Annotated in this window: 12 protein-coding genes; 1 reads left to right on the top strand and 11 read right to left on the bottom strand. The window is 40.4% G+C overall.

Annotation, left to right across the window (positions count from 1 at the left end):
• Positions 1-6 precede the first annotated feature (6 nt).
• The 9 genes from A7P55_RS08880 to A7P55_RS08840 form a co-directional block, all read right to left on the bottom strand.
• A complete protein-coding gene (locus A7P55_RS08880; RefSeq protein ID WP_171551853.1) occupies positions 7-993 on the bottom strand; it encodes a hypothetical protein in 987 nt (328 codons plus the stop codon).
• Between the two features lie 138 nt (positions 994-1,131).
• Complete coding sequence (locus A7P55_RS08875) at positions 1,132-1,641, bottom strand: hypothetical protein (protein WP_005005975.1); 510 nt, start codon at positions 1,639-1,641, stop codon at positions 1,132-1,134.
• Between the two features lie 99 nt (positions 1,642-1,740).
• Positions 1,741-2,193, bottom strand: a complete 453-nt coding sequence (locus tag A7P55_RS08870; RefSeq protein ID WP_043041543.1) for a hypothetical protein — start codon at positions 2,191-2,193, stop codon at positions 1,741-1,743.
• Positions 2,194-2,198: 5 nt separating this feature from the next.
• Positions 2,199-2,618: a hypothetical protein gene (locus A7P55_RS08865; protein WP_033917401.1), complete on the bottom strand. Its 420-nt coding sequence runs from the start codon at positions 2,616-2,618 to the stop codon at positions 2,199-2,201.
• 9 nt (positions 2,619-2,627) lie between these two features.
• Positions 2,628-2,999 (bottom strand): hypothetical protein, encoded by a 372-nt coding sequence (locus A7P55_RS08860; protein ID WP_005005929.1) that lies wholly within the window; start codon positions 2,997-2,999, stop codon positions 2,628-2,630.
• A complete protein-coding gene (locus tag A7P55_RS08855) occupies positions 2,996-3,526 on the bottom strand; it encodes a hypothetical protein (protein WP_033917402.1) in 531 nt (176 codons plus the stop codon). Before A7P55_RS08855 ends, A7P55_RS08860 begins: the two co-directional genes overlap by 4 nt.
• A 206-nt stretch (positions 3,527-3,732) precedes the next feature.
• Complete coding sequence (locus A7P55_RS08850; RefSeq protein WP_033917403.1) at positions 3,733-4,239, bottom strand: hypothetical protein; 507 nt, start codon at positions 4,237-4,239, stop codon at positions 3,733-3,735.
• A gap of 12 nt (positions 4,240-4,251) precedes the next feature.
• The gene (locus A7P55_RS08845) at positions 4,252-5,340 is read right to left on the bottom strand and encodes a DUF6685 family protein (protein WP_171551852.1); all 1,089 of its coding nucleotides are present in this window, start codon (positions 5,338-5,340) and stop codon (positions 4,252-4,254) included.
• An 86-nt stretch (positions 5,341-5,426) separates the two neighbouring features.
• Positions 5,427-5,600 carry a hypothetical protein gene (locus A7P55_RS08840; RefSeq protein ID WP_005005921.1) on the bottom strand — a complete coding sequence of 58 codons (174 nt, stop codon included), beginning with the start codon at positions 5,598-5,600 and terminating at the stop codon, positions 5,427-5,429.
• Between the two features lie 409 nt (positions 5,601-6,009).
• Between A7P55_RS08840 and A7P55_RS08835 the strand changes: the two genes are divergently transcribed.
• Positions 6,010-6,195: a hypothetical protein gene (locus A7P55_RS08835; protein ID WP_058952567.1), complete on the top strand. Its 186-nt coding sequence runs from the start codon at positions 6,010-6,012 to the stop codon at positions 6,193-6,195.
• A gap of 40 nt (positions 6,196-6,235) precedes the next feature.
• Here A7P55_RS08835 and A7P55_RS08830 read toward each other — a convergent pair whose 3' ends face one another.
• The gene (locus A7P55_RS08830; protein WP_044431948.1) at positions 6,236-9,028 is read right to left on the bottom strand and encodes a type IV secretion protein DotL; all 2,793 of its coding nucleotides are present in this window, start codon (positions 9,026-9,028) and stop codon (positions 6,236-6,238) included.
• A gap of 122 nt (positions 9,029-9,150) precedes the next feature.
• On the bottom strand, positions 9,151-12,333 hold the full coding sequence (locus A7P55_RS08825) for a hypothetical protein (RefSeq protein ID WP_005028612.1): 3,183 nt from the start codon (positions 12,331-12,333) through the stop codon (positions 9,151-9,153).
• Between the last annotated feature and the right edge of the window lie 53 nt (positions 12,334-12,386).

Raw genomic sequence — 12,386 nt, 5'->3', positions numbered from 1 at the left:
GACAAGTTATTTCAACTCGCACGGCGCTTTAATTCTGATGTTATTTGCCCAAGAATAAACATCCGAACCTTTTTGTGGGAAAGGCTGACTCTTAGAATACTGCAACCAACACACCGAATTATGGGTTGGATCTTGTGCCTTACGTTTTTCACGTAATTTAATCAGGCTTTCTCTTAACGCTGCAGTATCGTATTTTGGATCAAGTGACATAAAACCTACCGCAAACAGATCCGCATAAGATTCTCGCCATAGTTGCGTTTTACCGCTACTTTCAGCCGTTACAAAGGTAGATACATCATCCATCTTTACTTTGGACCGATAAGACGGCGCAATTGAATTTAATGCTTTAAGTGGCTGGCCAAGTTCACCAGGCACATCGGTCGCACGATCTAAACAGTGAGATAACTCGTGCGCTAATATCAGCATTTCCCAATCGTTGTAGCTTACATCGGTTTTTGCTTCTTTATACATGGTGTTCATGCTGGTTTTAGACATATTCACCAGGCAATATCCTGTACTAGATCTTAATGAAGCTGGAGAAGCTTGCGGTATATCTAAGGAAGTTAAAGCCCAACTTTCGTTAAAGTCACCTAACACAAGTGGCGCGTTGTAGTTTTCCTTGGCAAACTTTTGTAGTTGATTGAAGTTACTACCCGGTACCATCGCAGCAATATGGTCATGGTTGAACTGTTTCTTTTCTAGCGTTTTGAAACACCATATAAAACCATATGACAGTAGAAACATTAGGAGTGGAACAACAGCAACAGAGAGCATAAGTAGCTTAAAGTTTTCGTCTAGTCGCTTGGTTCGGTCTTTGGTCTTAATATAAGGTGTTGCCAAGCACCAGCTGAGCACTACTGTCATCAATATTAAAATAACAAGAAAAGTCATGGTGTAGCCAACTGGTTCAATAAACGTAAAGGCAATCCACGCATAACAAGTTAGGACGGTTAAGGTCCACAAAATGATGTTTAAAATGATTTTTGTTTTCACGCAGTTAGCATCCCTAATCTATAAAAATAAATGTGGCCCATTAAACGGGCCATATTGAGTCTGTTCTCTTCATCATCGCCAATGTGGTCGATATAAATAATTAACAAATCATCAAAGCTAAAAACTTTTCTTAAAAATTTAAGTTGGCTGCACACCAGGATAATCGTTGTAGTTGCCATCAATAAATTGATTGGTCGATTTACTGACATCATACCAAATCGGCATGCATTTCGACTTGTCACTTTGATCGATGGCCATGTATGGAAGTCCTAATTCGTTTTGAATCAATTCAGCACCCATAAATGGCTCAAGAACCTTCATAGGAATGGAAAACAAACACTCAACATACCCATTATCATGAATGACCTTCCGACTGGCTTTAGAAGCACTGTCAAAGCGCAATGCATTCCACAAGTGAGAAGCTTCATTGATGGTATGTGGTTGTTTTAGGTAATTAGGATTTTCAGACGCATAGATCGACAGTGTATTCACATCAATCATCAGCTTAAGTACACCTGAACCGACCATATGTTCAATCGGTATATACAGCATGATAGCGCCGTATCCTAAGCTTCGTTTTTTAGCATCTGGATGTTCACCAATACCACCAATAACGCTATGAATAAGAATAGGTAGAGTTGTGTTCATTTTATAAACCTTTCAATAGTTTTATATCTCTTTATACATTTGATACCGCGTATAGCAGATATATAACACGGCGATGTTAATAGAGATTGCATACAGCCATTAATATTGATTAATGACTTCATCCATCACATAAATTGAGTAGTTGTACTGGTCTAAGCGATATTTGCTTTCTTCAGTATGTTCACTGGCCAATGCTTGTAGTTGAGTTTCGTTCATGGAAGAAGCATAGCGGTTACGGATTGATTTAAGCTGGCTCAATTCTAAACGTCCAGTACTCTTGGTCAGATTGCTAACAGTTGTGAATAGATCCTGGTCATATTCTTGCAATTCACCATACAGCCAAGCAAGGTGTTCTGCACTGATGTATGGGTTATTTTTTTCATAGTAGTTTTTCAGTTTGAGTAAACTCAAACCACATATGAACACAGCAACCATAAGGCTAATGACAAGCCCCTCACCGAGTTTAAGTAGGTACAGGAATATAAAGATACTAATCACGCCAATGGCAATAGAGATATATCGCATAGTTTGATTTTGGAACATTTCTAACATGGGCATTACTCACTTTTTGTAATGTTGTTTTGATAAAGATGGTCTATTTGAGCGATGGCAAGTTTCATGCGTTCCGTGGTGCAAGTCAGGTCGTCATCAAAACGATGGTTGAATTCAACAATCCCCTGTTCTTCCATGTCTTGCATTTCACGCTTAGCATTACTTAAGCCTTTTTCTATACCAACCAGATTCAAGTTAAAGAAGTCTTCTAGTAGCTTTTCACTCTCAATGATTTGTTTGAGCTCAGTGACATAGACTTCAGTTTTCTTTTTGCTGATTTCCGCAGCCATCGCATAACGAAAGTTGCCGTTTACAACAACAGTTTTGAGTTCTGGTGAATATTCGTTGTATTCACTTGGAATTCGACTAACGGACTGGACGGCGTGACTCCAGCCATATTTCTGAAAATATTCAATTCCCGTCATGGTATATACCTACGATTGTTCTTTTTTAAGTTCAATAACAGCCAATAACGCTTTGTTTTGGCGTTCCAATTCATATTGTTTTTGGCGGTCTACATTTTGGCGATCGAAAAGTTCTCTAATCTGCTGTTTGTAGTGGTTGTCATAGTACGAATAGGCTTTACGTTCTGCTTTTCTACGTGCAATGCGTACTTTGGGATGCCAGTTGAATTCTTTGTCGTCTGCATAACCCCTCATGAACTCAACCAGTTTACTATCACCACGCATTTTACAAACCTTAATGAAGCCCATTTCTAAAACTGTAATTGGCGCACGGCGCGGATCTCCAAACTCCCAACGCCGTTTAATCCCAAAGCCACACATCTCTATTTGAACCGTAATCATGGTTTAACCTTTATCAAATGTTTGAGCTTCTGGATCTTCGACATTAAATCTGGACCATCACTTTCATGGTAAGCAAGGTGTTCATTAACGAATGTGATAAAAGCATCCAATTCAGTTTGAATCGTTGCCAATTGATTGCGTAACCACTGGCATGTGGCTTCATCTTGTTTTATCGCCGTTTCAAGCAATCCTCTCGCATGTTCATAGGCATTTGCCTCACCTTGCGCCACCATATCTGCAGATGATTTCCAATCGCCCCATTTCTTATTCCAAAAGTCATCGAGCAACTGCAGTAATTTTTCCACTTCCAATTGGTCATCGCTGATGGCTGGTGTTTGCATTTGATAGATAGATTTTTTTGTTTCTACTTCACTTTGCATCCAACCATCACGAAAAGCTTCCCATTTCGCCTGATGCACCCAAGAAGAATAATTGCCACTGGCCAACAGACTACCGACCACGCCGTATTTATTTTCAAAAGCGCTACGAGCTTCAATTTCTGAAGCAATGTTTTCATTCATGTTCATTGTTATTCACCGTCCGTAATTCAATTTCAGTTGAAGTGGCTAAACGGATGGTACGCTTGGCATATGCGATGCATCCGTAAAAAGTGGAACCGTGCGGATTGATTAGGTCCACGTACAAATGGCGAGTGGTGATTCGGTTGATCTAGAGCAATTTGTTCATGTTTCGCTGAACAATGTAATCACCTACTGCATAAGTATTTTGCGTATCAATCATGCTGACTATCCCCATGAAGCAAAGGCACTTGTAATGAGATTTTTGTTTCCTTCATCTCATGAAGTTTTTGAATCGCACGTTCTGGATCTATCACCCATGCATCAAAGAGCAGTTGTGTGACAAAAGAAAACTTCTCACCAACTTTGCGGAACGGTGTGCCGTGGCTATTCAGGAATTGTTCAAACACAAGATATTGCTGTTCGATGGCCTGGTTAAGTTCAAACAGGTCAATACAGCCCTCTATCAAGTTGTACTCACCTAAAGCATTCGGCATAAACATCCATTTACGCTCATGGGTTAAGCCATCTACATGTAGGTAGGCGTGTTTGTTGAGGCTAGTCCACTCAGGTTTCATCATGACGTAGGTGTTGTACTCGTCATCTTCAAGATAGTTGTAGTGGGTAGCATCAACGGGTTTCTTTGCTAAAACAGAAATGGCCTGTTCAAGTGTCAGACCGAGAATGAGTGCATGTGGTGTAGTTGATGATTGGTGATCCATATTCCCTACCCCTTAGATTGTCGGGCTAGTCGGTTTAGGACCACTCAAACAAATTTCGTTTTGAACGTGATTGTAGATCTCAGCCAAGTGAGGTCGTGTGCTAAAGAATTGATCTTCTGATGTATCAGAGAGGTTAGCACTCATGATGGTGAGTAGTGCTTCATTTTTGAATTGCGCTTGAACCGCTGACTTTAATGCACCATTCAATGAAGCATACAGATTGTTGAATAGCGAAATAACACGGGCATTCTGATCATTCTTTTTGAAGAAGATAAAATTAACTTCACGTTCACGGAAAAACACCAGCTGATATTCAAGCCCTGATTCTGATAAATCATTCCCCATATCAATCAATGCATCATCTGGAACGGCGAACGCAGCGTATTTTGAATCAAAGTTTTGAAGTGCTTTACTTGAGATTAGATTCAAACTTACTTTGCCTTGAATCGGCACACATTGGCTCAGTTTCTTAGCCAAGTAATGTGCAGCAGCCATGTGATGTGATCCACCAGCATTTTGAACAAAAATCTTAGGACTCCAGCCATAGATAAAAAAATGATCAGTGGTTGTATCTGGAGAGTTCAATAAACGGATTTCTGGCCATAACAACATTCGTTCTAAATTTTCCATACTCACATCACTAATGTAATCAGGGCATGCGTTTTTTACAAAATCATCAATGCTACGGTACTGGCTTAAATCCGACTTGGAATTTGAGAAGCCCCCAATTTCAGATAGGTCAAGTAAGCATGGTGTTTCAAGATGAATGGTTTCTGAAAAAATCGGGTTAAATACTTCAGCCAATTCTTCAGCAAAGGGAGAGATGTAGAACGGCTTATGATTTTGCGTATCTTGACCAAGGTAGCTGATGGAATCGTTATCTTTGGCATGTGGATTCAAAACAATGTTTTTGCCTGGTACAAAATTAGTAGGAGATATACCAGTCATACAAAGAGAATCTTTGATTTGATGAAAAGGGAAAACATCGGTCGTGGCGATGCTGTCAGAATTGACTAAACGGGTATCAATAAAGGGTTTTAGCTTGAGATTCTTATAAAGCTTATGTTTTGCTGAAAATACCGAAAGTAAAGTGTCTAACATTTTAAGCACTCCATTGATTAATGCTTTATTAAAACTAATAAAGATATATTAATACAGAAAGTGCTTATAAGTATTTTTTTGGAAAATTAATTTAAGAATTGCGGTTGAGTGGTATTAGTTGCAAGTGGTTGTACGGCGTTGTTATCGACAGACTTTGAGTACTGTTGCACTTCAACAATTCGCACACCTTTAACGTGTAAACGTGTTTTATAGTCAGTCATTCCAAGTGTTTGTAAGTTTTCTAGCTGTTCTTTAGTCATTGCCTATATCCTGTATATTGGATGTGATTTAAGGGCAATTTAATTGATGTATTAAGGATTGTAAAGGGTAAAACACAGTTCATTAAACTTTTTATGAAATGGTATATACCGATTAAGCCTAAAACAAAACAAGGTTTTAAGAAGTGGTTTAGTTATGTTTAAGAATATGCACGTTAAAACTAAGTTATTATATTAAAATGCATCTAAACTAGGGTTAAAACCAAACTGGATGCCAATATGTGTTCAAACATTGAATCTTACGCCGTGAACCTATCCAATGTACCTAAAGCTATCTCTTGCTTGAATATGTATGACTTTCAAACGTTAGCACTAGGACCAACCTATTTACCCCGATTTATCACTTGCAGATCGCCACATTCCATATACGGCGCTATTGGTTGCATTTGATGTGAATGCGTCTGAAAAGTTTCGCTTAATCGAAATGATGGTGCCTGAAGCCATTCCGCTGTCGCAGTTGTTGTTATTGGCCATATTCAATGAAACGCCGTATAAGAGCGAATATGAAATAGCCCAATACATGCCGAGTGATGAATTAAGGCGTATTAAGTACAAACAGCTCACCCAAAAAAACTAAAGGCTGGATAACCAGCCTTATGTCTTCTACATGGATGCATTTAGTCATCCTTTTTTTTGATTGTAATGCCTGATCGTAATGAAGCTGAAGAACCTTTTGAACCAAGTATCACCAACAATTTTTCAAAAGTAACGCATTCGTGCGAGAACGGGTTTTTCATCAAAGCTTTTTCAAACTTAGCTGCATACTGTTGTTCTACGAATTCCATTTCATTTTTAGTGCTATGTGAGATGGCTTGATCAAGACTGGCTTTGTTTTCCGCAATGTATTGTGTCTGATCTTCAGGTTTTACATGGCGTGGTATCTGAACAAGCTGATATTCAGTAATTGGCGCAACGGTTAAGTCATATCCTGTTAGGATCTCTTTCAATTCATCATAGTAGCTGTCTAGGTTCATTGGTGTGATAACGGCGCGAGTCACAGTTTCAGCATCACTTTCCTGTTGAGCCTGTTCAGGTTCGCTTATACGTTCACCATAGATATTAAATTCAGCATCAAGATCCGCATTGTTGTAAGCACCAGCTTCTACTTGAGGTGAAATATCAGAACCCCTACCGAAGTACTGCAACTGTTTTCGGTTCTCAATAGTCTGGTCTTTATCACTTGCTTCTTTTTGTGCTGAAACAATACTTTCACGGTGTTTTTGTTCTTTGGAGATTTCACCTTTCGCCGTGGACGAAGACATTACTGTTCTTTGACCAGGTGCCATCCCTTCAGGTGTGATGGATTCAAGACGTCTTGCTTCAAGAATCTGATGTACAAAATCTTGAGTAAAGTCTTTTACCGTGTTGTTGTTTTCGTACAAGGTGTTATTGAGCTTTCTGCAGATCTCAAAATCACCAAGCGCCGTGACATTGGCAGATGAATTGTTGTCTGTCAGTAGCGTGTGTTTTTCCTCAATCTCATGAATGAAGTCTTCAATTTTTAAAGTAGGATCGTAGATTTCAGATTTTTGGATATTGAAGATTGGGCAAAGGTCATTTAAGCGTAAGTACTTGGGTTGATCACCAGCCACATAGAACGCCAACATTGATACGATTTTAACGTCTGAAGTTTTACCACCTTCCCCTTTAGTTGATATGAGCAAAGTAAATTCGCCGTTGTGCTGTCCGGCAATTTGTTCAATTGTCACACGTTTTTCTTTGGCGAACTGGACTTCTGTTTGTGGTACCGAACGGTTGAATACTAGACCTTGATACATATTGATTGAGTTAACTTTACCTTGCCACTCTTCACCAGCAAAACCATCAACCAATTTGTATGTTGTACTTTCAGCACCCGAAGTAGTACGTCCAATGGCTTTAACGGTCGTGTTACCCCATGTAGCAGCTGCTTCCTCTTTAGATCCACGTTCAATATCTTCAAATGTTTGAGCACCGAACGTAATAGAGAAGTTAAGCGAACGTGCCTGAGCTGGTAAAACCGAAGCACCGACAATAACGATGTAGCCCCATTCGTCCAAAAATAGCTTAAATGAAGTAGTGGCGTTGGTTGGTCGTGCGTCAATAATGGCACGGCGTAAACCTTCCATTTTGTTACCAAGGGAGCCAGCCATCATTTGTTTAATTGAGCCAATGATTAATTTTCCGAGCATTTTGAGTGAGTCTGGTGAACGCTCAAGAGCTGGTAATGGCACAGTTAAGATACGGCGGTTAAGTACAACGTCAAAAATATCAATATCACCGCCATGCTCTACACCAAAGATGTGACCATAGTTAAACGTCAAGTCGTTAATCGCCTTGGTTAACTGCATGGTGATATAACCGTGTTGCTCACGGGTTTTGGTTTCTTGTTTCTTTAACTTTTTAGGGTTGCTTGAATAACCAGGTAATGAAACGAGGTAGCCTTGAAGCTGTTCAGCCACACGTTCAAAGTCAATCCCGTATTTATCGTTATGACAAAATACCAATTCTTCAAGTGCTTCAAGTTCCATGTATTGCGTGAATACTTTTGGTGAAAGCTGAATGAAGCCATTGTCACGTAGATAGACCAAAACTCGTGTAAGTGCAGCGATAAAGGCCATCGCACGACCTTTCCACATGTCACCACCGCCACCGCCTGAGTCATCAAGCAAGTTGATCAAGAATTCAATCAACATCCCTGAGCTGGTGTTGCTCATTTGGTTCATTGAGTTGGTCATCTTGTCGGTTTGTGCACGTAGCATGTTACGACCTGAGGTAATGAAGTTGATCGTTAATAGATCCTCATTACGCCCAAAGCGGTTACATAAACGATAGTGGTCTTGTTGAGCCTTGGTATCACCTTTTGCGTCTACAAAGATATAACCTGAGTTTTGTACGTACTGGTTGGCACAGTTACCTAGCATGTATTCTGTTTTACCCGAACCCGTAGTACCTAACACAATTTGATGTGTACGGTCATCGGAGTTGGATGCATAAACAGGTAGACCAGTTTCACGGCAACGACCAAGGTAAGTCACACCCTCACCTTGTAGCTTATCGCGATTGGTACGTGCGTATTCCAAAAAGGCTTTTGGATTGTCCAGTACGTCATCTTTTACGCGTGATGTAATGTCAGTTGACGCATCCAGTGAGTTTGAATGCAACGGCGCACGGAATGGCCACTCAAAAAAGTAATCATTCGGATGTGTGTAGCGTTTTAATAGGTAATACGCGATCCCTATAAATATCTCACCGCCAAACGGAACAACAAACAAAATAACTGCAATAGCACCAAGAACGCCAACCAAATAATTAGCGCCGTCTGGCGCTGTAAGTTTTAAATGGATTTTCTCTAAGCCTGATCGTGTATCACGCTTAAGCGAACTAGGTCTGAACTTTGTTTGTGTGCCGTATTTTTGTGTAGAAGCCATACTTTGCGACCTACTCTTTTATCTTCAGGATAATAGGCAAAGTCGTTGTTTAACGACCTTACCCATATCCAAGCACTTCAATGTATATACCAATTAACGCAAATCTATATAGCTGATTGGAGTTAAGAAGAAACAGCTTCAGACTTACGTTGGTTCAGTAATTTTTTCTTCATGTTTTGCTCAAGTTCATAGCGTTGATATTCAACAACCATCTCTTGTGCCATGGTAGAAATCACTGAAGCAGTTGCTTTGTTTTCGTCAAAGTCCGTGCCTTTATTTTTGGCATTTTTCTCAATCATGGTACGCCGTGTCTTAATCTGGTTCTTCGCACCTTTTGGATAGAATTGTGCAAGGACCTTCAACGCCTTACCACGTTCACCGATAAGGTCATACGTGTAGTTACGGAGCGCACGTTCATCGGGATGTGTACTGAGTGACCATAAAAGGATTGGACCAAGTGAAACGGTATATAAGCCCGAACATTCCATTTTTTCGAGTTTAATTTTACTGAAGTACGTTAAGCCTTGATCTGAGAAACCTACGTTACCTGAACCAAGCGCATCCATTTCTAGTTGAGTTAGACCGATGCTGTCACGAATAGCTTCACGAGATTCGCGTGTACCAGGATCGACAATCACATACGCCGTAGCAAAGCCCACCAAGTCTTTAAAGTCTTCTACTTTGTGAGATGCCAAGTTAAGACGAGCACCCCATTTACGCAATGTACGTGCGTCTTCAGCCAATTCTTCTAATAGGATTGGATCGCCTTTCGCAACGTGCAATTCGTCATAAGACATAATTTTGCGGTCTTCAAGAAGCTCATTAATCAGTTGGGTTGCATATTCACGATAAGCTTGTGGGAATTTTGGAATATCGTCACGGCTCACGGCGAACTTACGTTTAATGAACATCCGTACAATCTGGAAGAATAGCGATGTAGTTTTAGGATCTGATGATGTCGCAACTTCGTTTAAGTCGATAGAAGCTACACGAGCGTTACCAATGTCAAAGTTGGTGTGATAGAAGAATGCTGGATAGGTATTTTGTGCAGCCATAATCTGATGCGCCAAAAAGTCCAGTGCTCGTTCATTATCAATATGAACATCACTCCAAACATCTAAAATTGATGAATCAGAAAGTGTTTCAATCATATCGCCAATAGTCGGCATTGCGTAACGGTGAGCCAACGTGCGTCCACGGATCTCATTCATTGAATGGAAAAGATCACGTAGAGCGTAATAAGAAATATCCTTACCTTGTTCAGAATGTGGCTCAATCAGTCCGTGTTTTTCCATGATGCGATCTAGTTCTGGATCTGCAAAGCGCATGTACTTACGTGCTTTATGATCAGCATTCGTATCATCAGCAAAATAGAATGTACGGCGTAGGACCGCACCAATAACGTCAGAAGTGTTTTTGGCTGGTTGCCCTTTCAATTCAGGCGGTGTTACCAATGAACTTAAAAACGCTGTCATTTGACGCATTTCGTAGTTCAACGGGTAGCGTAAGCCCATACTGAATTCAAGCGGATTAATCGCTTCTTCTTTTGAGTTTTTAATACGCTTATAGATGGCATAGTGACGTAGCTCTTCAGGCAATGAATCTTGCACTGTTTCTACTAACCCACGGCTTGACTCACCCACATCGACAATATAGGTCAACGGGATACGTTCGTTACCAGGCATCATGATGTCCTCAAGCATGCCTTTGTTCATTGTGACCGATTTACCCGTACCCGGTTTACCAATGTTAATAGTCGTCCATACAGTCACTTCATTTGAGAACGAATCAAGAATAATCAGTTTACCGTCTAAGGTTTTGTTGAGCTGATGCCCTTTATGGAATGGTGAGTTAATACGTGTCAGCGGTAACATGTAGAACACATCAAACAACGGTGCTGGTGAAATAGGTGCGTGATTACGTACCATCAAGCCCGGTATATGTGATGCCCAAGTCAAAATAGGATCGCCAGCCTGTTCCATGACTTTTGCACCGCCCCACGCTTCAAAACTCTTCCAAAGCTTTTGGCGCCGTCCTACAAGAATGTTTACACCATCTTCGGTATTCGGTGCCCATGTCATCATGGTCATTTGCAGACCAGCAACAGTGTCTACTTGATCTAGGTCATTTTTAGTGGCCATCAAAATGTTACCAGCATTACGAATGGCTTTGTTTTGTGCCGTCATAAAGTGAATAACGCTTGATAACGTGCGTTTCATCATGGTTCCAGCCATACCATCACCAGTAATACAGTAACTCACCGCATATGGGATAGAACGGATGTTACCGTTAGTGTCGTGCGTTTTGGCCTGGTGTAGTAAGCGGAATAGCGTTTCAAACGTATTCGTCTTAGCTGGATATATATCTACCATCAATGGCGCATATACAACGCCGTCAGTGATAACACTTCCCACTGGATAGAATGAACCTTGACTTGTACCAGGTAAGATCGCATTCGTCATGAGTTGTTCTGAGATCGGTTGATACAAAACGTGTGACGCATCATGTTCTGATGGTATTTCTTTCCAACGCATCGGTAAGCGTGTATTCAACATCGGCACAGACAAGGTGAAGTCATCTGAAGTTGAATGTGAGGCAATTTGTTTTTTAATCGTTAGACCAGCTTCAATAACATTCAATACTTCATAGATTGCTGGAAATTCTTCAGTTGAGAGTGAGTTTAAGAATTGTGAGACAAAAGACTCATGGTGTACGTATAAGCTGTCCGATGATTTAAGCATGTCTTGAGCATTGACCGTACTTGGCATTGTAATTTGCGACAGTAGCTTTTTACGGTTTTTTGAGTCTTGAGCTTTATCGATTGGCGATAGTAAGGTTGGCTCAGAGATTAAAGCGATATAACAGCTTTCGTTAAATACACCGCCTGAAATGGTTTCTGTCATTTCATCAATGATGATGTCTAGATTCATCGCACAACGCGCCGTGGTCGCCTTTTGCATGGCGTTCAAGTCATGAATGGCGTATGGCGTCTCATGGTCTACTTTGAACGCTAGATGAATCGTATGTCCACGGTCTTTGAAGTAGTTACGCATGTTGCTCGTCATCAAACCAATTTGACGGCTGAATGCATCACCACTAATTAAACTCTTAATCCCCTTATATTCGATGATCGTAATCATTGCACCAGTTTTTGTGACAAACGTATGTTCGTCCGATACTGTTTCTAAATCGCAATAATCCTCTACGTCAGCTTTCATGCTTTGTAGGAATAACATCAATATAATTTCAATCTTGGAGTAACCAGTCTTATTATAACCAGACTTCTCAGCTTTCTTCTTACTCATTTAAACACCTTTATTAATTCACCTTTCTACGTCTATCTTTGATTAGACATGTC

The sequence above is a fragment of the Acinetobacter sp. Ac_5812 genome (genome assembly GCF_013072695.1).
Taxonomy (GTDB): domain Bacteria; phylum Pseudomonadota; class Gammaproteobacteria; order Pseudomonadales; family Moraxellaceae; genus Acinetobacter.
This window is presented reverse-complemented; position numbering and strand designations above follow the sequence as displayed.

Coding starts and splice junctions, on each gene's coding strand:
- A7P55_RS08865 (WP_033917401.1), bottom strand. CDS start 2,618: ATGACGGGAATTGAATATTTTCAGAAATATGGCTGGAGTCACGCCGTC.
- A7P55_RS08830 (WP_044431948.1), bottom strand. CDS start 9,028: ATGGCTTCTACACAAAAATACGGCACACAAACAAAGTTCAGACCTAGT.
- A7P55_RS08855 (WP_033917402.1), bottom strand. CDS start 3,526: ATGAACATGAATGAAAACATTGCTTCAGAAATTGAAGCTCGTAGCGCT.
- A7P55_RS08870 (WP_043041543.1), bottom strand. CDS start 2,193: ATGTTAGAAATGTTCCAAAATCAAACTATGCGATATATCTCTATTGCC.
- A7P55_RS08845 (WP_171551852.1), bottom strand. CDS start 5,340: ATGTTAGACACTTTACTTTCGGTATTTTCAGCAAAACATAAGCTTTAT.
- A7P55_RS08860 (WP_005005929.1), bottom strand. CDS start 2,999: ATGATTACGGTTCAAATAGAGATGTGTGGCTTTGGGATTAAACGGCGT.
- A7P55_RS08825 (WP_005028612.1), bottom strand. CDS start 12,333: ATGAGTAAGAAGAAAGCTGAGAAGTCTGGTTATAATAAGACTGGTTAC.
- A7P55_RS08850 (WP_033917403.1), bottom strand. CDS start 4,239: ATGGATCACCAATCATCAACTACACCACATGCACTCATTCTCGGTCTG.
- A7P55_RS08840 (WP_005005921.1), bottom strand. CDS start 5,600: ATGACTAAAGAACAGCTAGAAAACTTACAAACACTTGGAATGACTGAC.
- A7P55_RS08875 (WP_005005975.1), bottom strand. CDS start 1,641: ATGAACACAACTCTACCTATTCTTATTCATAGCGTTATTGGTGGTATT.